The sequence below is a fragment of the Lacrimispora sp. 210928-DFI.3.58 genome (assembly GCF_020554865.1).
In the GTDB taxonomy this organism is placed as follows: domain Bacteria; phylum Bacillota; class Clostridia; order Lachnospirales; family Lachnospiraceae; genus Enterocloster.
This window is the reverse complement of the sequence record NZ_JAJCIC010000020.1, coordinates 26,864-48,268: the sequence shown is the minus strand read 5'-3', so window position 1 is coordinate 48,268 and position 21,405 is coordinate 26,864. Positions and strand designations below refer to the sequence as shown.

Below are 21,405 nucleotides of genomic sequence, written 5' to 3'. Positions count from 1 at the left end.
CCTGTTCAGTAACTATGTGTTTGACTGTGATCTATTATCCGTTTTAACATAAGAAAAGGAAAATGTCAATATTTATTAAAAGTAAATAAAAATTTACAATTAATTATTGACAAATGTAAAAGCAGAGAGTATTTTATAGGTATAAAAACAGCAACGCTCAAGGAACTTTGTGCCAATGCCCAAAGGACAGGCGTTAAGTGCTTATAACTATAAAATGAAAAATGAAAAGGAGATTCGAATATGGGTTTAAAGGATAACGGAGGAAGAAAGGACCTGAACAACAAGAAGCCCTTCCTCTATTACTACTTCCTGGTCCTGCTGATCGTGATGGTGTTAAATGCCCTGGTGTTCCCATCTGTTCTGGAGCGCTCCATCGAGGTGCCGTATAATGAGTTCACCGCGCAGCTGGATGCAGGAAATGTGAAGGATGTATACGTTGACAGCAGCTATATGGAGATACAGTATACGCTGAAAGACCAGCAGTGGCCTGTCACCTACAAGACAGGAAGCATGGTGACAGGAGCAGAGCTTGTATCCCGTCTGGATCAGGCGGGGGTGGAGAACTACCAGAAGGAGATCCCCACTCAGGCTTCCCCTCTGTTAAGCTTCCTTATGACCTGGGTGGCTCCCATCCTTATGTTTGTCATTATCGGTCAGATCATGGGACGGATGGTTTCTAAGAAAATGGGCGGCGGCAATGCCATGACCTTTGGCAAGTCCAATGCGAAGATCTATGCAGAAAATGAAACCGGTGTCACCTTTGCGGATGTGGCCGGCGAGGAGGAGGCAAAGGATGCCTTAAAGGAGATCGTGGATTTCCTTCACAACCCGGAAAAGTACGCCGATATCGGCGCCAATCTGCCAAAGGGCGCCCTCCTTGTGGGCCCGCCTGGAACAGGTAAGACTCTTTTGGCAAAGGCAGTGGCAGGAGAGGCCCATGTGCCATTCTTTTCTATCTCCGGCTCTGAGTTTGTGGAAATGTTCGTAGGTATGGGCGCAGCAAAGGTGAGAGACCTGTTTAAGCAGGCAAATGAGAAGGCTCCCTGCATTGTTTTCATTGACGAGATCGATACCATAGGAAAGAAGAGAGACGGCGGTGGAATGGGCGGAAACGATGAGAGGGAGCAGACCCTGAATCAGCTTCTGACAGAGATGGACGGCTTTGACGGCAAAAAGGGCGTGGTGATCCTGGCCGCCACCAACCGCCCGGAATCCCTGGATCCGGCCCTGCTCCGTCCCGGACGCTTTGACCGCCGGGTGCCGGTGGAGCTGCCGGACCTGAAGGGCAGGGAGGCCATCCTGGGCGTCCACGGACGTAAAGTGAAAATGTCAGAGGACGTGGATTATAATGCCATTGCCAGAGCCACAGCAGGAGCCAGCGGTGCGGAGCTGGCAAACATTATCAACGAGGCAGCCCTGAGAGCTGTGCGGTTTGGCAGAAAGGCTGTGGTGCAGGAGGACTTACAGGAGAGCGTGGAGGTGGTCATTGCAGGCTACCAGAAGAAGAACGCGGTGATCCCTCCGAAGGAGAGAAAGATCGTAGCCTACCATGAGGTGGGACATGCCCTGGTGGCGGCCTGCCAGAGCCATTCTGCCCCAGTACAGAAGATCACCATCATTCCCAGAACCTCCGGAGCCCTGGGCTATACCATGCAGGTAGATGAGGGTGAGCGCTACCTTATGAGCAAGGAGGAGGCGCTGAACAAGATCGCTACCTATACAGGCGGAAGAGCGGCGGAGGAGCTGATCTTCCACTCCATCACCACAGGAGCCTCCAATGATATTGAGCAGGCCACCAAGATCGCCAGAGCCATGGTAACACGCTACGGCATGACAGAAGAATTTGACATGGTGGCCATGGAGACTGTAAATAACCAGTATCTGGGAGGAGATACCTCTCTGTCCTGTTCTCCTGAGACAGCCCGCATGATCGATGAGCAGGTAGTGCGGATCGTGAGAGAGCAGCATGAGAAGGCATTATCCATCTTAAGGGAAAATGAAAAGAAGCTTCACGAGATATCGGCCTATCTGCTGGAAAAGGAGACCATTACCGGAGAGGAGTTTATGGAGATCTTCCAAAGGGAAGAGGAGCAGCCTGCAAGCACTGCAAAGCAGTAGGAAAGGCGTGGCAGAGAATCAGCCTCGGAACAGGTGTAATCGTAAGATTTTGTTCGATTGCATTTGGGCCGGGGCTGTGTTATTCTTTAAATAATGGATAGGCGGGGGCATTTATCCGAAGATGAAAATGCAGGAGAGAAAGGCAGGCAGAGAGGATGGAAAGTATGTTAGCGAAATTATATGCGGGAGATCTGCTTCCGGCAGAAAACAGGATAAAGGGCAGCCGGGAGTATGATGCCCTGTGCAGGCAGTCCCTGAGGGAAATCGAGGAGTTTACAGAAAAGCTGGATGAGGAAACACAGAAGGAATTTGAGGCTTTGATGGAGCATTATCTGGAGCTGACCTATATGGAGAAGACACAGACCTTCTGCGATGGCTTCCGCATCGGGGCGGCCATTATGTGTGAAGTCTTTGGAGGGGCGGACCGGGAAGCGGCAGGGTGATTTTGTTTTTTGGGAGGATATGTTGGTTTTTTGGGTGGGGGGATGTGTATCTTCTTGCACGGCCTGTGGCCGCACAAGAAGCATCGGATGTCCATCCGATGGGAAAGCCTGCCTGAGAATCTGCTTACAAGCAAGCTTGACGCAGATTCTCAGGCAGGCTTTCCCGCCCTCTGAACTGTTATAAATTATGGACAAAATGGACAAAAAACGTCCATATTGTGTAAAAATAGGACAAGATTCCTGGTTAATATTGACAATGATGGAAAATATGTTATACTTAACTACGTATTTGTGTTACATATTAATCGGATAGGACAACGATGTTACGTCAGGGCGAGTAGATAACAGAACCTGGCGTATTTTCTTCCGTTCTGTCCCACAATTATGGAGGAGAACATTATGAAACTGAGAAAGTTAGCCAGCGTAGCACTGGCAGGCGTAATGACCCTGTCACTGGCAGCCTGCGGAGGAAATTCTTCTGCACCTGCAACAACAGCAGCTCCGGCAGCAGAGACCACTGCAGCAGCATCCGAGGCAGCTTCCGAGGAGACTGAGGCAGCAGCAGAGGCAACCGGTGGGATTGCAAAGGATGATTTAAAGGTAGGCTTTGTTTACATCGGCGATGAGAACGAGGGCTACACGGCAGCTCACTATGAGGGCGCTATGAAGATGAAGGAGGCCCTGGGACTTTCTGATGACCAGATCATCATCAAGTGGAATATCCCTGAGGATGAGACCTGTAAGGATGCAGCCATGGACCTTGCAGATCAGGGCTGCCAGATCGTATTTGCAAACAGCTTTGGACATGAGTCTTACATCATCGAGGCAGCAAAGGAGTACCCTGAGGTACAGTTCTGCCACGCTACCGGCTTCCAGGCAGCTTCCAGCGGCCTTGCCAACATGCACAACTATTTCACATCCATCTATGAGGCACGCTATGTATCCGGCGTTGTTGCAGGAATGAAGCTGAACCAGATGATCGAGGATGGAACCGTTGCAAAGGATGCCTGCAAGATCGGCTATGTAGGCGCTTATCCATACGCAGAGGTTATCAGCGGATATACCTCCTTCTTCTTAGGTGTGCGCTCCGTATGCCCGGATGCTACCATGGAAGTAAAATACACCAACAGCTGGGCAAGCTTTGACCTTGAGAAGGAAGCAGCAGACGCTCTGATCTCTGATGGCTGTGTACTGATCAGCCAGCATGCAGATACTACCGGAGCTCCTACTGCCTGCGAGGCAGCCGGCGTTCCATGCGTAGGCTACAACATTTCCATGATCGCAACTGCTCCAAATGCAGCACTGACCTCCTCTACCAACAACTGGGCAGCTTATGTGACATATGCCGTTCAGTGTATGCTGGATGGAACCGAGATCCCGGTTGACTGGTGCAAGGGCTTTGCAGAGGGCGCTGTACAGATCACAGAGTTAAATGACGCTGTCGTTGCTCCGGGAACTGCAGAGAAGGTAAAAGAGGTTGAGGATGCGCTGACAGCCGGCACTCTCCATGTATTTGATACATCCACATGGACAGTAAACGGCGAGACCCTGGAGACCTATGAGAAGAACGGCATTGAGTATATCTCCGACGGATATTTCCATGAGTCTGAATTTGCTTCTGCTCCGGCCTTTGATATCCTGATCGATGGTATCACCACAATCGATAACTAAGGAATAGCAGTTACACGAAAAACAATAGAAAACGATTCGGCTGTAAAGGCGGAGCCATATAGATTTTGGCTCCGCTTTACAACTATTATGCAAACGTATCCTATAAGAAAACGGAGGTCTGCCGGGTGAGGGAAGAATATGCAATTGAACTAAAAAATATCACAAAGCGGTTCGGCAAGGTAACTGCCAATGACAAGGTATGTCTTTCTGTAAAGCGGGGAGAGATATTGTCTGTTCTGGGTGAGAATGGAAGCGGAAAGACCACTCTTATGAACATGATTTCCGGTATCTATTACCCGGATGAGGGGCAGATATTTGTGAATGGAAAGGAGGTTTCCATCCGTTCACCAAAGGATTCCTTTGCCCTGGGAATCGGTATGATCCACCAGCATTTCAAGCTGGTAGATGTGCTGACTGCTGCAGAAAATATTATTCTGGGCTTATCCGGCAGCGAGATTCTGGACATGAAGGCTGTGTCTGCAAAGATCAGGGAGCTTACAGCCAAATACGGTTTTGACCTGGACCCGGATCAGAAGATCTACACCATGTCCGTATCCCAGAAGCAGACCGTGGAGATCGTAAAGCTCCTCTACCGCGGCGTGGACATCCTGATCCTGGATGAGCCGACGGCTGTGCTGACTCCCCAGGAGACAGATAAGCTGTTTGCCGTCCTGCGGAATATGAGGGAGGCCGGGCATTCCATTATCATCATTACCCACAAGCTTCACGAGGTTCTTGCCCTGTCTGACCGCGTATCCGTGCTGAGAAAGGGACAGTACATAGGCACGGTGCAGACTGCTGAGGCCACTGAGAGCTCTCTCACAGAGATGATGGTGGGCAAAAAGGTAAGCCTGAACATTGAGCGGCCTGATCCGGTGGATCCCCGGGAGCGGCTTGTAGTGAAGGGGATCACCTGTGTGGATAAGGAGGGGGTAAAGACCCTGGACAATGCCTCCTTTACCGCCTACAGCGGGGAGATATTGGGAGTGGCCGGTATCGCGGGAAGCGGACAGAAGGAGCTCTTGGAAGCCATTGCGGGGCTGCAGCCCATGGAGGCAGGCTCCATTACCTATTATCCCCCGGAGGGCGGGGAGAAGGAGCTCTCCGGAATGACCGCAGCGGCTATCAGCAAGCTGGGAGTAAAGCTCTCCTTTGTGCCTGAGGACAGACTGGGCATGGGCCTGGTAGGCGCTATGGGCATGACGGACAATATGATGCTCCGGGGCTATAAAAAGGGCCGCCCTTTCTTTGCTGACAGAAAGAAGCCGAAGGCTCTGGCAGAGAGGATCATAGAGGAGCTGGAGGTAGTTACTCCGGGCGTCAGCACCCCTGTGCGCAAGCTTTCAGGAGGCAATGTGCAGAAGGTGCTGGTGGGAAGGGAGATTTCTTCTGATCCAAAGGTGCTCATGGTGGCATACCCGGTGCGCGGACTGGACATCAATTCTTCCTACACCATCTATCATCTGCTCAATGAGCAGAAAAAGCAGGGTGCTGCCGTGATCTGTGTGGGCGAAGATCTGGATGTTCTGCTGGAGCTGTGTGACCGTATCCTGGTGCTCTGCGGCGGCAGGATCAGCGGCATCGTGGACGGCAGAAAGACCACAAAGGAAGAAGTGGGACTTATGATGACAAGGACAGGAGGCGGGCAGGATGAGTAAAGAAATAACGGCTGTTTTGGGCAGAGAGCCTTTGATGCACATTTCAAAGCGCGACGGCATAGAGACATGGAAGGCCTGGGCCATCCGCATGATCGCTGTTCTCTTATCCCTTGCTGTCTGCGCCGTGGTGATCGTGGCGCTGACAGGTTTAAATCCCATGGAGGTTTACAAGGGAATCTTTGACGGAGCAGTGGGAACAAAGCGCCGTATGTGGATGACCATCCGGGATACCCTGGTGCTTCTGTGCATTGCCATCGGCATTACTCCCGCCTTCAAGATGCGGTTCTGGAATATCGGAGCGGAAGGGCAGGTGCTGATCGGAGGCGTTGCCTCTGCGGCTATGATGATCTATCTGGGCAATTCCCTGCCGCCCTTTGTGCTGTTTCCGCTGATGTTTGCGGGAAGCGCCCTGGCGGCTATGGTATGGGGCGTGATCCCTGCATTTTTCAAGGCATACTGGAATACAAATGAGACCTTATTCACATTGATGATGAACTATGTTGCCACCCAGGTGATCACATACTGCATTATTTTCTGGGAGAATCCGAAGGGCTCCAACTCCGTGGGCACCATCAATTCCTCCACCCAGGGCGGCTGGATCCCCAAGCTGTTCGGCCTTGACTACGGCTGGAATCTGGTGATCGTGCTGGCTCTGACTGCAGCCATGTTCATTTACCTGAAATACAGCAAGCAGGGCTATGAGATCGCAGTTGTGGGCGAGAGCGAGAATACGGCCAGATACGCGGGTATTAACGTAAAGAAGGTGATCCTGCGCACCATGGCACTGTCAGGCGCCATCTGCGGAATCGCAGGCTTCATCATTGTCTGCGGGGCCAGCCATACGATATCCACAAGCACAGCAGGAGGCAGGGGCTTTACCGCCATCATCGTGTCCTGGCTCAGCAAGTTCAACACCTTTGTGATGATACTTGTCTCCTTTTTCCTGGTGTTTATGCAGAAGGGCGCGGGACAGATCGCTTCCCAGTTCAATCTGAATGAAAATGCATCCGACATCATAACCGGCATCATCCTGTTCTTTATCCTGGGCTGCGAGTTCTTCATCAATTATAAGGTGGGGATCCGCCATGGGCATAAGGACAGCGGCAATTAGGGGGGTGAAGATATGGGATTTTTAGTAATTTTTATCCAGAAGGCCATCGGACAGGGAATCGGCATCCTGTATGGGGCCTTAGGCGAGATCATGACAGAGAAGTCCGGAAACCTGAACCTGGGCATTCCGGGAATGATGTATATGGGAGGCATTGCCGGACTGATAGGTGCTTTTCTCTATGAAAATTCTGCAGCGTCCCCCAGTGGCTTTGTGGGGCTTCTGATCTCCTTTGTGTGCGCCTTTATTTGCGCGGCACTGGGAGGGCTGGTGTACAGTATTCTCACCATTACCCTGAGGGCAAACCAGAACGTGACCGGCCTGGCCCTGACTACCTTTGGCGTGGGCTTCGGCAACTTTTTCGGCGGCTCTCTGGCAAAGCTGGCAGGAGGCGTGGGACAGATCTCCGTTGCAACTACCGGCGCTGCCTACAAGAAACCTATCCCAGGACTTTCTAAGCTGGGAGTGGTAGGACAGCTTCTGTTTTCCTATGGCTTTCTGACCTATCTGGCGATCGCCCTTGCTCTTGCCCTGTCCTTTTTCCTGGCAAAGACAAGAAAGGGCCTGAACTTAAGGGCTGTGGGAGAGAGCCCGGCCACGGCGGACGCAGCAGGCATCAATGTGACGGCCTATAAGTATCTGGCAACCTGCCTGGGCGGCGGTATCAGCGGTCTGGGCGGTCTGTACTTTGTAATGGAATATTCCGGCGGAACCTGGACCAACAACGGTTTTGGAGACAGAGGCTGGCTGGCCATTGCGCTGGTTATCTTCGCACTGTGGAAGCCGGTCAATGCGATCTGGGGCTCCATTCTGTTTGGCGGTCTGTACATTCTCTACCTGTATATACCAGGGTTGGACAGAGGCGCCCAGGAGATTTTCAAGGCTCTGCCTTATGTGGTGACTATCGTGGTTTTGGTGTTCACCAGCCTGAGAAAGAAGAGGGAGTATCAGCCTCCGGCAAGTCTGGGATTGGCGTATTTCCGGGAAGAGCGGTAGTAGATAGAACGACAAAATATGGGAATATCGTTTGGACGGAACCGTGATAAAGGACGGAGCCTTTGAGCGAAAGCGTGACAAAAAGAAGATCCGGGCAGCGGTATGTTCAGCGGGAAGCATAAGGCTTCCTGTGGCTGAACATGCGGGCGGCCCGGATTTTTGTTTCATAAAAATATCCTGCCATGGAGCGTGGTTCATCAGTAAAGATTTGTGTGCTCCCCCTCCCGGCAGATCTGGGAAAGCTGTCCATCCTCTATGAGATAGGCTTCCCCATAGAGCTCTGCATGCCCATCGCATTCCAGGACAAAGCTTCCGTCTACCAGGGCAAGGAACTGCCTGCCAAAGCTGTCCGGATAGGTGATGGACTCAAAAAGGGGCTTTCCGTCCAGATAATAGTCCTTTACCTGCTGGTAGTGTGGAAGAACGTTGATTCCGGTGAGTCCCAGCCCAGGCAGGAAACGCTCATAATCAGGGTCAATGGATTCGCCCTCCAGCTCCGGCTGCGCATAGACTACCCCGGCGCAGTTCATGGTCCCGGCGCTGATCCCAATAACAATACCTGGGAAATCCTGGAGCAGTTCTTTCAGATGGATGCGGTGGAAAAAGGCATTTTCCGTGGGCACATGACCGCCCGCCAGGATGATCACATCGCTGGAGCCAACGAAAAAGGAGGCGTCCTCCTCATTTCTGGAATCGCACACAGCCAGGTCGGAGAGTGTTAGGCCGTGGAAGGAGAAGGCAGCGCCAAAGGTTTCCGCCATTTCATCATTCATCTCATAATTATCGGGATCAGAGCTTACGATCAGGCACTGGGAATCTGGCTTCCAGCACTGGGACAGAAGCTCCACAAAGCCATTGGCTTCATTTAATATACAGGGGATATCAAGGCCCTCAGGCAGGTCATTGCTGCAGGGGCTGCTTGTCAAAAACAGGATCATTGGGCAGGACTCCTTTCAATTAATGTAATGTCATATACATTATACATGAATGGAGGATGGAGGGCAAGGCTTGACAAAACTTATCAAACTGCTATCCTTAAGGGGATAAGCATCTCGCTTCATACGAGACGGATAACAGGAGGAGCATGCAAAAATGGAATGGAAAGAACAGATTTATGATTATCTGAAGGGTCTTGTGAGTATTCCAAGCGTATCTAATACACGGGAGGAAGGACGGGCGGCAGAATATATTGCAGACTGTCTGGCAGAGCAGGCATATTTTAAGGAGCATCCGGATCAGACAGGCAACTGGGGCACAGAGCGGACGGAGATCAGGGGGCGCGGCGTGGCCTATGGCCTTGTAAAGGGCCGGGGAGAAAGGACGCTGATCCTGACAGGCCACTATGATGTGGTAGACACAAAGGAATATGGCCGTTTTGAGTCCTGGGCCTATGATATGGAGGCATTCATGCAGGCAGATAAAGGAGAGCTGAAGGAGTTTCTTTCCATGCTGCCCCCTGAGGCCAGGGAGGATTTCCAATCAGGAGAATGGATATTCGGACGGGGCGTGAATGATATGAAGGGCGGCCTGGCTGTCGGGATGGCTGTGCTGGACTGGTATGGAAAATGGATGCTCCGCTGCCCTGAGCTCCCTGGAAACCTGCTGTTTGCAGCAGTGGCAGACGAGGAGGCTTATTCGGCCGGAATGCGGGAGGGCGCTGCTTTCTTTCAGGAGCTGAGGCAGAGGTATGGGCTTTCCTGGGAATGCCTGATCGACTTAGAGCCCTCCACCCGGCAGCAGGGATGCCAGCCAGTGTACATAGGCTCCGTTGGTAAGCTTCTTCCAACCATTTTGGTGCAGGGCAGGAAGGCTCATGTGGTAGACTGCTTTGAGGGTATGAGCGCCATCGGTGTGCTGGGGGAATATTTCCGGCAGACAGAGCTGGCTCCTGAATTTTCGGAAAGTTTTGGGGAGGAGGTGTGCCCGCCGCCCACCTGGCTGCAGTTCAGGGACCGGAAGGAGAGCTATGACGTCTCTGTGCCTGACCGGGCAGCAGGCTATATGAGCGTGCTGGGCTTTTCCAAAACAGCCCAGTCCCTGATGGAGCGCCTGAAGGAGATCGGAAAGAGTTCCTTTGAGCAGTATTATGCCCGCATGAAAATGCAGAAAAGGGAAATTTTCCCGGCAATGGGCGGCAAGCCGGAGAAGACAGGAGAGTACCAGGTATTTTCCTGTGAGGAGCTGGAAGCGGTGTGCAGGAGCAAGAGCAAGGAGGCCTGGGAGGCACAGGCAGAGAGTGGAAAGCAGGGGAATGTCCGGGAAAATTTTGAGACATGGTATGGAAACCTGTGCAGGGAAGCAGGGGAGAAGATTAAGGAAGGCATATGGAATTATCCCCAGGCCACCATCGAAGTGATGGATGCTCTCCTCACTTATTCCGGCATTACCTCCCCGGCCGTCGTCATTGCCTATGCGCCGCCCTACTATCCTGCGTACCACAGTGACCGCCTGAAAACATATGGGGAAAATGGAAGCCGTTTTTACGAAATGCTGGCGGATGCAGCGGGGAAGGCGGCAGGGCTGAAATTGGAGAAAAGGAACTATTTCTGCGGCATATCCGATCTGAGCTACTGCGGAGGAGCAGAAAAACAAGAGCTGTCCGCCTTTGCGGCTAATGCGCCCATGTGCCGGGCTTCCTATCATATGGATGAAAATACCCTGAATGCATTCCAGGTGCCTTCCCTTTTATTTGGCCCCTATGGAAGGGACTTCCACCAGCGTTCAGAGCGCGTATATGCTCCCAGTCTGTTTTATGAGGTTCCGGAGACTTTATGCAAATTAATCGAACAAATGTTTGCAATACAGCAGGAGTTGTGATATACTTAGGGCATCATCGTATGAAACAAATGCATTTTTAAATTCCGTTTTCCATCGAATTACAACTCAAATTGCAGAGTATACAGCAGAATGCGCCATTGGCACGTTTTTGCGGCTTGCGTATATTTCGGATGCCGGAGAAGTGGATGAACCATGGAAACTGGGGAAAGCTACTATATGACCGGGGTTTCCCGAATTTTGAGCCAACCCATCCGGCCGGCATATTACAATGACAGATAAGGAGCAGTTTCACATGGCAAAGCAGTACATTAAAATCCGCGGGGCCAATGAGCACAATTTAAAAAATATTTCCCTGGACATACCGAGGAATGAACTGGTAGTCCTTACGGGGCTTTCAGGATCAGGCAAATCATCCCTGGCATTTGATACCGTTTATGCAGAAGGACAGAGACGTTACATGGAGTCTCTGTCCTCCTATGCCCGGCAGTTTTTAGGCCAGATGGAGAAGCCGGATGTGGAGAGCATCGAGGGCCTTTCCCCTGCCATTTCCATTGACCAGAAATCCACCAACCGCAATCCGCGTTCTACCGTGGGTACGGTCACAGAGATCTACGATTACATGAGGCTTCTATATGCCAGGATCGGTATCCCTCACTGTCCGAAGTGCGGTAAGGCCATCCACAAGCAGACCATTGACCAGATGGTGGATCAGATCATGTCCATGCCGGAGCGGACCAGGATACAGCTGTTAGCCCCTGTGGTCCGCGGGCGCAAGGGCGAGCATGTAAAGATCCTGGATCAGGCCAGGAAGAGCGGCTATGTGAGGGTGCGGATCGATGGCAATCTCTACGAGCTTTCAGAGGAGATCAAGCTGGAAAAGAACATCAAGCATAATATCGAGATCGTAGTGGACCGCCTTGTGGTAAAGGAGGGCATTGAAAAACGTCTGACAGACTCCATTGAGACAGTCATGGCTTTGAGCAATGGACTTATGGCAGTAGATGTCATTGATGGCGAACCGGTGAATTTCAGCCAGAGCTTTTCCTGCCCCGACTGCGGTATCAGCATTGATGAGGTGGAGCCCAGAAGCTTCTCCTTCAACAATCCCTTCGGCGCCTGCCCGGAGTGCTACGGATTGGGATATAAGATGGAGTTTGATGAGGATCTGATGATCCCGGACAAGTCGCTTTCTATTGACCAGGGAGCCATCGTAGTGCTGGGCTGGCAGTCCTGTACGGACAAGGGAAGCTTTACCAGGGCAATCCTGGAGGCGTTGTCTGCTGAGTACAAGTTCAGCCTGGATACGCCATTTCAGGATTATCCGAAGGAGATCCATGACATTCTTATCTATGGCACAAAGGGACATGAGGTAAAGGTGCACTATAAGAGCCAGCGGGGAGAGGGAGTCTATGATGTTGCCTTTGAGGGCCTGGTCGAAAATGTGAACCGCCGCTATAAGGAAACCTTTTCCGAGACATCAAAGGCAGAGTATGAGACCTACATGCGCATTACCCCCTGTCCTGCCTGCAAGGGCCAGAGGCTGAAAAAGGAGTCCCTGGCTGTTACAGTGGGAGATTTGAACATTTACGAAGCTACCAATATGTCTATTGTGAAATTCAGGGAATTTATAGACGGCCTGCAGCTGACCACCATGCAGCAGACCATTGGGGCATCGATCTTAAAGGAGATCAGAGCGAGGATATGCTTCCTCATTGATGTGGGGCTGGATTACCTGTCCATGTCCAGGGCTACAGGAACTCTGTCCGGCGGAGAAGCCCAGCGTATCCGTCTGGCAACCCAGATCGGCTCCGGACTGGTGGGAGTGGCCTATATTCTGGATGAGCCCAGCATCGGACTTCACCAGAGGGACAATGACAAGCTGCTAAGGACCCTGCTCCATCTGAGAGACCTAGGCAACAGCGTGCTGGTGGTAGAGCATGATGAGGATACCATGCGGGCTGCTGACTATATTGTAGACATCGGGCCGGGAGCCGGAGAGCACGGCGGTAATGTAGTGGCTGTGGGAACAGCAGAGGAAATTATGAACAATCCGGATTCCATTACAGGAGCTTACTTAAGCGGCAGGATGAGGATCCCGGTTCCCGGCCAGCGCAGGCAGCCCACAGGCTGGATCACAGTGCGCAAGGCAGCAGAGAATAATCTGAAAAATATTGATGTGTCCATCCCGCTGGGCGTTATGACCTGCGTGACGGGAGTGTCCGGCTCAGGAAAGAGCTCTCTGATCAATGAGATCGTGTACAAGGCTCTGGCTAAGAAGCTGAACCGCGCCAGGACCATTCCGGGAAAGCACAAGACCATTGAAGGCGTAGAGCAGCTGGATAAGATCATTGCCATTGACCAGTCGCCCATAGGGCGCACCCCCAGGTCCAATCCTGCCACCTATACAGGGGTGTTTGACCTGATACGTGACCTGTTTGCCTCCACAGTGGATGCAAAGGCGAAGGGCTACACCAAGGGGCGCTTCAGCTTCAATGTAAAAGGCGGACGCTGCGAAGCCTGCGCTGGCGACGGAATTATCAAGATCGAGATGCATTTCCTTCCTGATGTGTATGTGCCCTGCGAGGTCTGCAAAGGCAAACGCTACAACAGGGAGACTCTGGATGTCAAGTATAAGGGAAAGAGCATTTACGATGTACTGGATATGACTGTGGAGGATGCCCTGAAATTTTTCGAAAATGTGCCCTCCATTACGAGAAAGATACAGACGCTCTATGACGTGGGATTGGGATATATCCGCCTGGGACAGCCCTCCACCCAGCTGTCAGGAGGCGAAGCCCAGCGCATCAAGCTTGCCACAGAGCTTTCCAAACGGGGCACCGGAAAGACGATCTACATTCTGGACGAGCCTACCACAGGTCTGCATTTTGCAGATGTCCATAAGCTGATCGAGATCCTGCGCAGGCTCTCCGAGGGCGGCAATACCGTAGTCGTGATCGAGCACAATCTGGATGTGATCAAAACAGCTGATTACATCATCGATATCGGCCCGGAGGGCGGAGACAAGGGCGGCACTGTGATCGCAAAGGGAACGCCGGAGGAAGTGGCGGAGAATCCTGCTTCCTATACGGGGATGTATGTGAAGAAGTATTTGGACGACGCTGAGAAGGCAGAGCAGGAATAAGTACGGGCAGAGGAGCAAAGCAAAGAAAAGGCGGGAGCATATGGTATATACGCTTCCGCCATGAGTTTATTCCCGCGAAGCAATGAGCCAAGCAGCCGTGCCTGCACGGATAGTTGGCGGTGCTGTGTGCCGGTGGCACACGTTTAGCACCGAACGAAGTGAAACGTAGACCTGCCGCGAGGTGCAAATATTGTAACCAAATGCTCTGTAGATTTACTGAACGGCAAGCTTGATACAGCGTCAGCCTGCGGGATACCACGTCAGCCTGCGGGATACCACGTCAGCCTGCTGCAGAGCGTTTGACTACTCCAGAGCATTTTTCTTTACCTGTGCCAATGCTTTTGCGACAGGCGGCAGGGAGATGACGATAACAGTTATCACGCCCTCTGCCAGAATATAGGAGTAGTTGTAGATGATCGGATACAGGGATGCCAGAGTCTGCGGGAAGCTCTCAGGCATGTAATCCATCCAGTACAGATATCCACCCAAGGCATGAAAAGCGCCCCGGACAAGGATGCCCAGTATATATCCCTTTACCAGCCCGTGCTTAGACTTGTGGAACACTCCTGCCAGCCCCAGTCCTGCAAATGCCAGCACGTAATCGCAGCAGACCTGGAACAGGGAGAGCACATAAGGCTCCTGGAGAAACTGCAGGATCCCATAGGCCAATCCGGTGAGAATGCCTGTCCGGGGCCCATACCAGTAGCCGATGAGACAGATAAACAGCATACTGAACAGGGTGACAGAACCTCCATAAGGCATGGTCCAGATCTTCATATAAGAGGTGATAAAGGATAGTGCCATGGCAGCGGCACAGAATACCAGCTGTTTCGTGGAAAGACGTTTACCGGAACGGCTTCTTTTTGCAAGAACCGCAGCTGCCAGAAGAAGGGCCAGAGCGGCAATGCCGCAGAGGGCATAGCCCAGGGCGGTAAGACCGCCATCAGGTGTAACAATAGACATAAAAAAACCTCCTTTGCATGCACAGGAGGGGACTACTGAGAAGTAAAAATCAGCTTCCTTACGCCGGTATTATCCGGTTCAAGTAGTGAGGGTCAGACACAAGTCAATCTCAGCCCAAGGCTCCCCTAGCGTGTTGGTATGTGATTTGCTGTGAGTATAACGCAGAAATGGAGGGTTGTCAAATGGTTTTATGTAGGGATGGAGGGGGATGTAATGTAGGGATGGAGGGGGATGTAAAGGCTTGAGACGGGGAAGCAGGTGTTTTCTGACGTCTGAGAGTAATTTCCTGTCGAATCTTATCAAAAAATTTAAGAAAACCACTTGCCATTTACGGCTTCATCCCCTATAATGGACATATGCAAAAGATAAAAGAGAGGTTGTGCTTTAGGGTGCAATCTCTCTCAGTTTATAAGGGGAAAGTTCTTCGCCTGGTAAACTGTTACAAGAAGTAATTGCAAAAGCATGGAGGAAACGATCTCATGAACAGAGAGATGATTATTGTTTTGGATTTCGGCGGACAGTACAATCAGCTGATTGCACGCCGTGTCCGGGAGTGCAACGTTTACTGCGAAGTACACCCCTACACGCTGAGCCTGGAGAAGATCCGGGAAATGAATCCAAAGGGAATCATTTTCACCGGAGGCCCTAACAGCGTTTACGATGAAACCTCTCCTCATTATGAGGGAGGCATTTTTGAGCTGGGTATTCCCATTCTGGGAATCTGCTACGGCTCACAGCTCATGGCTTACAGCCTGGGCGGGCGCGTAGAGACTGCCCCTGTCAGCGAATATGGACGCACAGAGGTCCAGGTGGATACAGAATCAGTGCTCTTTAAAGGCGTGGAAGGCAACACCATCACATGGATGAGCCACACCGACTATATAGCCGGGCTCCCTGAAGGCTTCAAGGCTACAGGCAGTACCCCGGTATGCCCCATCGCAGCCATGGAGTGCCCCTCCAGAAAGCTGTATGCAACCCAGTTCCATCCAGAGGTTATGCACACAAAGGAAGGCAGCAAGATGCTGCACAACTTTGTATATGATATCTGCGGCTGCAGCGGAGACTGGAAAATGAGCTCCCTTGCAGAAACCACCATCGAGGCACTTCGCGAGAAGATCGGAAGCGGCAAGGTGCTGTGCGCCCTGTCCGGCGGCGTAGACTCCTCCGTGGCAGCTGTTATGCTGTCAAAAGCCATCGGAAAGCAGCTGACCTGCGTATTCGTAGACCATGGCCTTCTGCGCAAGAATGAAGGCGATGAGGTAGAAGCCGTATTCGGCCCCGAAGGCCCCTATGAGCTGAACTTTATCCGCGTCAACGCTCAGGAGCGCTATTATGCCAAATTAAAAGGCATCACAGAGCCGGAGCAGAAGCGCAAGATCATTGGCGAGGAATTCATCCGCGTATTTGAAGAGGAAGCCAAAAAGATTGGAGCTGTAGACTACCTGGTACAGGGAACTATTTATCCGGATGTGATCGAAAGCGGCCTGGGCAAGTCCGCTGTCATCAAGTCCCACCACAACGTAGGCGGCCTTCCCAGCGTAGTAGATTTCAAAGAGATCATAGAGCCCCTGCGCATGCTGTTCAAGGACGAGGTACGCAAGGTAGGCCTTGAGCTTGGCATCCCAGAGCACCTGGTATACCGCCAGCCCTTCCCAGGACCAGGCTTAGGAATCCGTATCATCGGTGAAGTAACCGCCGAAAAAGTCCGCATCGTGCAGGATGCCGACGCGATCTACCGCGAGGAAATCGCCAAGGCCGGACTGGATAAGGGATTGGGACAATATTTTGCAGGTTTGACGAATATGCGGTCTGTGGGAGTCATGGGAGATTTCAGGACCTATGATTATGCAGTGGCCTTAAGGGCTGTCAATACGTCAGATTTTATGACTGCTGAGGCAGCGGAGCTGCCTTATGAGGTGCTGTTTAAGGTGACGAATAGGATTATTAATGAGGTGAAGGGCGTTAACAGGGTGATGTATGATCTGACGTCTAAGCCGCCGGGGACGATTGAGTTCGAGTGATGATATGAACTTGAAAAAGCCTTTATTTATGCGGGTTACAAGCAAATTTGTTTAAGTGCTGGCAACGATTTGGCAACATTTCGGGTATCACTCACTGAATAACAGAATACTTCAATAACAGAAAAACCTTGCTGATTTTCAGATATGGAAACTGAACATCGGCAAGGTCTTTTTATGCTTATTTCTGCTTTTTCTTTTTAGACGCTTTCTTTTCTTTTTTCTCGATTTTCTGAAATTCTTTGACAAGCATATCACTGACCGCCTGAGAGGGAACACTTACCCAATGCCCAGAGGTGTCAAGTTCTGGATACTTGTATCGCCACTGGTCGTATTCTTCTCTGCTAATCTCGCCCTGTTCCAGCTTGGCAGATTGTTCCTGCCATGCGTGGAACATTTTGAACATGGAGGAATAGGTGGAATAGTCGGACTTGTCAAGACGCAGGCAGATTTCCCCGTCAATCTCTCCGATTTTCAGTCCATACATATCTTCCAGCGCAAAAAGCGTGTGCATAAGCCCGATATAGGTATCAATATCCGGCACAGTGAGGGCATGGGTACTGACATCAAAGATATTTGCCATTTCTTTTACAAGATCTTGCTTCGGCGTTCTGGCTTCTGATTCATACTGCGCCATACGAACATCAGAGGTCTTTCCGAGAAAACCGAGGATTTCGCCTAACTGCTTTTGCGTCATGCCTTTCCGATTACGGAAAAAGCGGATTCGTTTGCCGATTGCCATAATAAAACCTCCGTTGTAGTTATAGTGATACAACCATTCTTGACTTAAACATTTCTGTTGAAGTTAGTATAACATGGTGCAATAGGAATAGCAAGAGGAACTTAAATAAAAAAAGTTAAGATTTTTTGCAAACCACTTGACTTAACGGAATTTATTTAGTATTATGGATATAACTTAAACAAAAACAGTTAAATTAAGAAAGGGGAGGATAACGGAATGGTAGAAAAATCATTTATGACTGTGGAGGAAGTGGCAGCGGAACTGCGGGTGTCAAAGTCAAAAGCCTACCAGATTGTGCGGGAACTGAACGCAGAATTACAGAAGCAGGGCTATCTGACGGTGGCTGGTCGTGTGAACGCTACATTTTTTCATAAAAAGGTCTGTTACAGCGATTAAGCGGAAAGGAGATGATTTGAATGGCTGTATACAAAGACAATGCTACGGGAACGTGGCGGGTAATCTATCGTTTCACGAACTGGAAAGGGGAGCGGAAGCAGACCCAGAAACGGGGATTTGCTACGAAGCGGGAAGCACAGGCGTGGGAGCATGAAGCCATGCTGAAACAGAGTGCAAAGCTGGATATGACGTTTGCCAGCTTCTTTGAGGTTTATGAAGCCGACAAGAAACAGCGTGTCAAGGAAAGCACATGGGAATCCAAAAGCCATGTAATCCGCACAAAGATTTTACCATATTTCGGAAATCGGAAGATAGCGGAGATTGAAGCAAAGGATATTATCGCATGGCAGAATGAACTCATGGCGTATCGGGACGAGAAAGGTAAGCCTTATTCGGCGGATTATCTGAAAACCATACACGCCCAGCTTACAGCGATTTTCAACCATGCTGTGAACTTCTATAACCTGCCCTACAATCCGGCAAGGCGGGCTGGCACAATGGGAAATGAGGTTCCGAAAGAAATGGACTTCTGGACGAAAGAGGAATATTTGAAATTCTCCGAAGCCATGATGGATAAGCCACGTTCCTATTATGCCTTTGAAATGCTTTACTGGTGCGGAATCCGCTCCGGCGAACTGCTGGCGCTCACTCCGGCTGATTTTGATTTTCAGAAGCAGACAGTCACAATCAGCAAGACATTTCACCGATCTAAAGGGCGGGACATTATTACAAGCCCGAAAACAAAAAAGAGTAACCGTACAATCAAAATGCCGCCATTTCTCTGTGAGGAAATGCAGGAATATATCAAAATGCTCTACGACATTCAGCCGGACGAGCGGCTGTTTATGGTCACAAAATCCTATCTCAACCATGAAATGGAGCGAGGGGCGAAACAGGCGGGTGTAAAAAAGATTCGCGTGCATGATATTCGACATAGCGCGGTTTCCCTGCTAATAGACATGGGATTTTCGGTGTTGGCGATTGGGGAGCGCATGGGGCATGAAGCGGAGAAAATCACTTACCGCTACGCCCACTTGTTTCCTACGGTGCAGACGGAAATGGCGGAAAAATTGGAAATGGAGCGAATGACAAAGGAGGACGCAAATGGAAAGAATACTTGATTACAAAGGGCGGTGGCGCAATCATACAGTAGCGTTCCGGGTATCAGACGAGGAAGCGAAGCTGCTTAACGATTTGGTGGCGCTGTCGGGATTGACAAAGCAAGACTACATCACAAGGCGGCTGCTGTGCCGGGACGTGGTGGTACAGGGCAATCCGAGGGTGTATAAGGCGCTGAAAAATCAAATGGCAGCTATCCACGAAGAATTGAAGCGGCTGGAAGCATTAAGCCCGGACAATGACGAACTGCTCTACACGTTGCAGGTAATCGCAATTACATTAGACGGTTTGAAAGGAGAAGATGAATGACAGAAACAAGAAAAACGACTGCTCCCGTATCATCTGTTGGCGCAGATGGGGCGCAGCCGATTATCAAAAATCACAATGAAATTATAGCAAATGAAACAGCACAAATCAATCTGCAAGCCGCAAATATCCCGGAGAAATCCGGGAGCGGCAGGCTTCAAACCGTTTCCATGACGGAACTGTATGATACCGTCTACCCGCCGAGAACGCCGGTTGTAGATGGATTCCTCTATGGAGGGACTTACCTTTTTGTGGGTGCGCCGAAAGTTGGAAAATCGTTCTTTATGGGGCAGCTTGCCTATCATGTGGCAATGGGGCTTCCCCTGTGGGATTATCCCGTCCGAAAGGGGACGGTGCTGTATCTGGCACTGGAAGATGATTACGCAAGGCTTCAGCGGCGGCTCTCCGGTATGTTCGGTGTGGAATGTGCGGATAACCTGTACTTTGCGACACAGGCAAAAACCTTGAATGAGGGCTTAGACAGGCAATTAGAGGAATTTCTGAAAGAGCATACAGACGCAAGGCTGATTATCATTGACACGCTCCAGAAAGTGCGTGAGGTTGGAGGGGACAGGTACAGCTATTCCAGCGATTACGAGATTGTGACAAAGTTAAAATCGTTCAGCGACAAATACGGTATCTGCCTGCTGGTGGTTCATCACACACGCAAGCTGGAATCCGAGGACAGCTTTGATATGATTTCCGGCACAAACGGACTGCTTGGAGCGGCAGACGGAGCGTTTATCGTGCACAAGAAAAAGCGCACTGACAACGAGGCGGTCATGGATATAGTGGGGCGTGATCAGCCGGATCAGGAACTGACCATAGAGTTTGACCGGGAGCGTTGCGTCTGGAAATTCAAAAAGGCAGAAACGGAACTGTGGAAACAACCGCCGAATCCTCTGCTGGAAGCAATCAACAATTTCCTGACAGAGGATAAGCCGGAATGGGAGGGGACGGCAACAGAACTTGTGAGCCAGTTGCCGGATATGCAGATACAGGCAAACGTGCTTTCCAGAAAGCTGAATGTAGTCAATAGCCAGTTGCTTAATGACTATGGAATTTTCTATGACAATAAGCGGGGGCATGAAAGGAAGATTATTCTGAAACGACTTGAACCGAGAGAGTAAAAGCGACGATATGCGTCGGTTGCGACGGTATTTTTTACAGTAGGCTGCTATAGAAAATATCGACGCTATCGACGCAAACCGACGCAGAAAGGATGAAGTGATGAAAAACGTGCAAATCCCTTATGAGTTATTTGTATCTCTGCTCTGCTATCATCTAATGGAAGATAATGATTGTCTGAATGAAATCCGGCAGGGGTTGGAACAAAAATTGGATTCGCTGGTGCGCCATGAATTATATGCGAAATATAAGACTGCGCCCACACAGGAAGAACGGGAAAAAGCCAGGCAGGAATATCTGGAAAAACGTGGAGTGCCGGACAGCTTTCGCTGGTAGTTTTCCTTTGATGATAACAGACAGGAGCGTGTCACGCTCCTGTGGATATCAGACAACGAGAAAGGTGTGATTTGATGATAATTCAGCCGGACTGGGGAACTCGGAACGTGAACAAATATTTTTACGAAAGTGAAGCCCGGAGGATTGCCGCACTCAATGAAATCTTTGGAGATGTGGAACTGACTGCGGCAGAAATGCAGACGCTGGTATGGCTTGCTGGGTGGGAGGAATGTACGGTAGAAAACGTATTTTCGGCTATCCGAAAAGCTATGGCGGCGGAAGCAAAGCGGCGGGAACAGCCGTCCCGTCCGTAGGGCGGAAAAGCCCTCGGCAGAGCGCAAAGGCAGCTTTTGATGGACGGAACGGCTGTCAAAAGTGCTTTTGCGTTACTTTCGGCGAAAGTAACAAAGCCTATGCGCCGTATCCGGCGCTGATTACCCGGACAGGGAGAAAGGATATTGATTGAAGCGAACAATCAGTTTT

18 protein-coding genes and 1 riboswitch are annotated in these 21,405 nt (G+C 50.7%); of the genes, 15 read left to right on the top strand and 3 right to left on the bottom strand.

Annotated features, from left to right (window positions below):
- The first annotated feature begins 240 nt into the window (after positions 1-240).
- From ftsH to LIZ87_RS13145, 6 genes are all read left to right on the top strand, one after another.
- A complete protein-coding gene (gene ftsH / locus LIZ87_RS13170) occupies positions 241-2,118 on the top strand; it encodes an ATP-dependent zinc metalloprotease FtsH (RefSeq protein ID WP_227147681.1) in 1,878 nt (625 codons plus the stop codon).
- A 155-nt stretch (positions 2,119-2,273) separates the two neighbouring features.
- Positions 2,274-2,561, top strand: coding sequence for a DUF6809 family protein (locus LIZ87_RS13165; protein ID WP_178313631.1), 288 nt, complete (start codon positions 2,274-2,276; stop codon positions 2,559-2,561).
- A gap of 399 nt (positions 2,562-2,960) precedes the next feature.
- A complete protein-coding gene (locus LIZ87_RS13160; RefSeq protein ID WP_178313629.1) occupies positions 2,961-4,232 on the top strand; it encodes a BMP family ABC transporter substrate-binding protein in 1,272 nt (423 codons plus the stop codon).
- Between the two features lie 125 nt (positions 4,233-4,357).
- Positions 4,358-5,890, top strand: a complete 1,533-nt coding sequence (locus tag LIZ87_RS13155) for an ABC transporter ATP-binding protein (RefSeq protein ID WP_178313627.1) — start codon at positions 4,358-4,360, stop codon at positions 5,888-5,890.
- A complete protein-coding gene (locus tag LIZ87_RS13150) occupies positions 5,883-7,001 on the top strand; it encodes an ABC transporter permease (RefSeq protein WP_178313625.1) in 1,119 nt (372 codons plus the stop codon). The genes LIZ87_RS13155 and LIZ87_RS13150 overlap by 8 nt, the downstream gene beginning before the upstream one ends.
- 12 nt (positions 7,002-7,013) lie before the next feature.
- On the top strand, positions 7,014-7,994 hold the full coding sequence (locus tag LIZ87_RS13145; protein ID WP_178313623.1) for an ABC transporter permease: 981 nt from the start codon (positions 7,014-7,016) through the stop codon (positions 7,992-7,994).
- 197 nt (positions 7,995-8,191) lie between these two features.
- On the opposite strand, the gene LIZ87_RS13140 is transcribed toward LIZ87_RS13145, so the two are convergent.
- The gene (locus LIZ87_RS13140) at positions 8,192-8,932 is read right to left on the bottom strand and encodes a Type 1 glutamine amidotransferase-like domain-containing protein (protein ID WP_178313620.1); all 741 of its coding nucleotides are present in this window, start codon (positions 8,930-8,932) and stop codon (positions 8,192-8,194) included.
- A gap of 154 nt (positions 8,933-9,086) precedes the next feature.
- Here LIZ87_RS13140 and LIZ87_RS13135 point away from each other — a divergent pair, with 154 nt between their 5' ends.
- Positions 9,087-10,811: a M20/M25/M40 family metallo-hydrolase gene (locus LIZ87_RS13135; RefSeq protein WP_227147677.1), complete on the top strand. Its 1,725-nt coding sequence runs from the start codon at positions 9,087-9,089 to the stop codon at positions 10,809-10,811.
- A gap of 253 nt (positions 10,812-11,064) precedes the next feature.
- Positions 11,065-13,914, top strand: coding sequence for an excinuclease ABC subunit UvrA (gene uvrA, locus LIZ87_RS13130; RefSeq protein WP_178313616.1), 2,850 nt, complete (start codon positions 11,065-11,067; stop codon positions 13,912-13,914).
- A 303-nt stretch (positions 13,915-14,217) separates the two neighbouring features.
- On the opposite strand, the gene LIZ87_RS13125 is transcribed toward uvrA, so the two are convergent.
- A complete protein-coding gene (locus LIZ87_RS13125) occupies positions 14,218-14,877 on the bottom strand; it encodes an energy-coupled thiamine transporter ThiT (protein WP_178313614.1) in 660 nt (219 codons plus the stop codon).
- Between the two features lie 38 nt (positions 14,878-14,915).
- Positions 14,916-15,014: riboswitch (TPP riboswitch) on the bottom strand.
- Between the two features lie 342 nt (positions 15,015-15,356).
- On the opposite strand from LIZ87_RS13125, the gene guaA reads away from it, so the two are divergent.
- Positions 15,357-16,898, top strand: a complete 1,542-nt coding sequence (guaA, locus tag LIZ87_RS13120) for a glutamine-hydrolyzing GMP synthase (RefSeq protein ID WP_227147675.1) — start codon at positions 15,357-15,359, stop codon at positions 16,896-16,898.
- 178 nt (positions 16,899-17,076) lie between these two features.
- Here guaA and LIZ87_RS13115 read toward each other — a convergent pair whose 3' ends face one another.
- Positions 17,077-17,637, bottom strand: coding sequence for a helix-turn-helix domain-containing protein (locus tag LIZ87_RS13115; RefSeq protein ID WP_227147673.1), 561 nt, complete (start codon positions 17,635-17,637; stop codon positions 17,077-17,079).
- A 216-nt stretch (positions 17,638-17,853) separates the two neighbouring features.
- Between LIZ87_RS13115 and LIZ87_RS13110 the strand changes: the two genes are divergently transcribed.
- The 6 genes from LIZ87_RS13110 to LIZ87_RS13085 all read left to right on the top strand — a co-directional run bounded on the left by LIZ87_RS13110 (position 17,854) and on the right by LIZ87_RS13085 (position 21,236).
- Positions 17,854-18,033 carry a DNA-binding protein gene (locus LIZ87_RS13110; protein ID WP_008374033.1) on the top strand — a complete coding sequence of 60 codons (180 nt, stop codon included), beginning with the start codon at positions 17,854-17,856 and terminating at the stop codon, positions 18,031-18,033.
- 20 nt (positions 18,034-18,053) lie between these two features.
- Positions 18,054-19,154 carry a site-specific integrase gene (locus LIZ87_RS13105; RefSeq protein ID WP_117698903.1) on the top strand — a complete coding sequence of 367 codons (1,101 nt, stop codon included), beginning with the start codon at positions 18,054-18,056 and terminating at the stop codon, positions 19,152-19,154.
- Positions 19,138-19,461, top strand: a complete 324-nt coding sequence (locus LIZ87_RS13100; RefSeq protein WP_117698904.1) for a plasmid mobilization protein — start codon at positions 19,138-19,140, stop codon at positions 19,459-19,461. Before LIZ87_RS13105 ends, LIZ87_RS13100 begins: the two co-directional genes overlap by 17 nt.
- Complete coding sequence (locus LIZ87_RS13095) at positions 19,458-20,588, top strand: AAA family ATPase (RefSeq protein WP_227147671.1); 1,131 nt, start codon at positions 19,458-19,460, stop codon at positions 20,586-20,588. The genes LIZ87_RS13100 and LIZ87_RS13095 overlap by 4 nt, the downstream gene beginning before the upstream one ends.
- A 100-nt stretch (positions 20,589-20,688) precedes the next feature.
- Positions 20,689-20,922: a complexin-2 gene (locus tag LIZ87_RS13090; RefSeq protein ID WP_117698906.1), complete on the top strand. Its 234-nt coding sequence runs from the start codon at positions 20,689-20,691 to the stop codon at positions 20,920-20,922.
- 107 nt (positions 20,923-21,029) lie between these two features.
- Positions 21,030-21,236: a hypothetical protein gene (locus tag LIZ87_RS13085; protein WP_227147669.1), complete on the top strand. Its 207-nt coding sequence runs from the start codon at positions 21,030-21,032 to the stop codon at positions 21,234-21,236.
- The last annotated feature ends 169 nt before the right edge of the window (positions 21,237-21,405 follow it).

Bases quoted from the DNA above. Each gene is read 5' to 3' on its own strand.
- ftsH (WP_227147681.1), top strand. From the start codon at position 241: ATGGGTTTAAAGGATAACGGAGGAAGAAAGGACCTGAACAACAAGAAG.
- LIZ87_RS13165 (WP_178313631.1), top strand. From the start codon at position 2,274: ATGGAAAGTATGTTAGCGAAATTATATGCGGGAGATCTGCTTCCGGCA.
- LIZ87_RS13160 (WP_178313629.1), top strand. From the start codon at position 2,961: ATGAAACTGAGAAAGTTAGCCAGCGTAGCACTGGCAGGCGTAATGACC.
- LIZ87_RS13150 (WP_178313625.1), top strand. From the start codon at position 5,883: ATGAGTAAAGAAATAACGGCTGTTTTGGGCAGAGAGCCTTTGATGCAC.
- LIZ87_RS13145 (WP_178313623.1), top strand. From the start codon at position 7,014: ATGGGATTTTTAGTAATTTTTATCCAGAAGGCCATCGGACAGGGAATC.
- LIZ87_RS13140 (WP_178313620.1), bottom strand. From the start codon at position 8,932: ATGATCCTGTTTTTGACAAGCAGCCCCTGCAGCAATGACCTGCCTGAG.
- LIZ87_RS13135 (WP_227147677.1), top strand. From the start codon at position 9,087: ATGGAATGGAAAGAACAGATTTATGATTATCTGAAGGGTCTTGTGAGT.
- uvrA (WP_178313616.1), top strand. From the start codon at position 11,065: ATGGCAAAGCAGTACATTAAAATCCGCGGGGCCAATGAGCACAATTTA.
- LIZ87_RS13125 (WP_178313614.1), bottom strand. From the start codon at position 14,877: ATGTCTATTGTTACACCTGATGGCGGTCTTACCGCCCTGGGCTATGCC.
- guaA (WP_227147675.1), top strand. From the start codon at position 15,357: ATGAACAGAGAGATGATTATTGTTTTGGATTTCGGCGGACAGTACAAT.
- LIZ87_RS13115 (WP_227147673.1), bottom strand. From the start codon at position 17,637: ATGGCAATCGGCAAACGAATCCGCTTTTTCCGTAATCGGAAAGGCATG.
- LIZ87_RS13110 (WP_008374033.1), top strand. From the start codon at position 17,854: ATGGTAGAAAAATCATTTATGACTGTGGAGGAAGTGGCAGCGGAACTG.
- LIZ87_RS13105 (WP_117698903.1), top strand. From the start codon at position 18,054: ATGGCTGTATACAAAGACAATGCTACGGGAACGTGGCGGGTAATCTAT.
- LIZ87_RS13100 (WP_117698904.1), top strand. From the start codon at position 19,138: ATGGAAAGAATACTTGATTACAAAGGGCGGTGGCGCAATCATACAGTA.
- LIZ87_RS13095 (WP_227147671.1), top strand. From the start codon at position 19,458: ATGACAGAAACAAGAAAAACGACTGCTCCCGTATCATCTGTTGGCGCA.
- LIZ87_RS13090 (WP_117698906.1), top strand. From the start codon at position 20,689: ATGAAAAACGTGCAAATCCCTTATGAGTTATTTGTATCTCTGCTCTGC.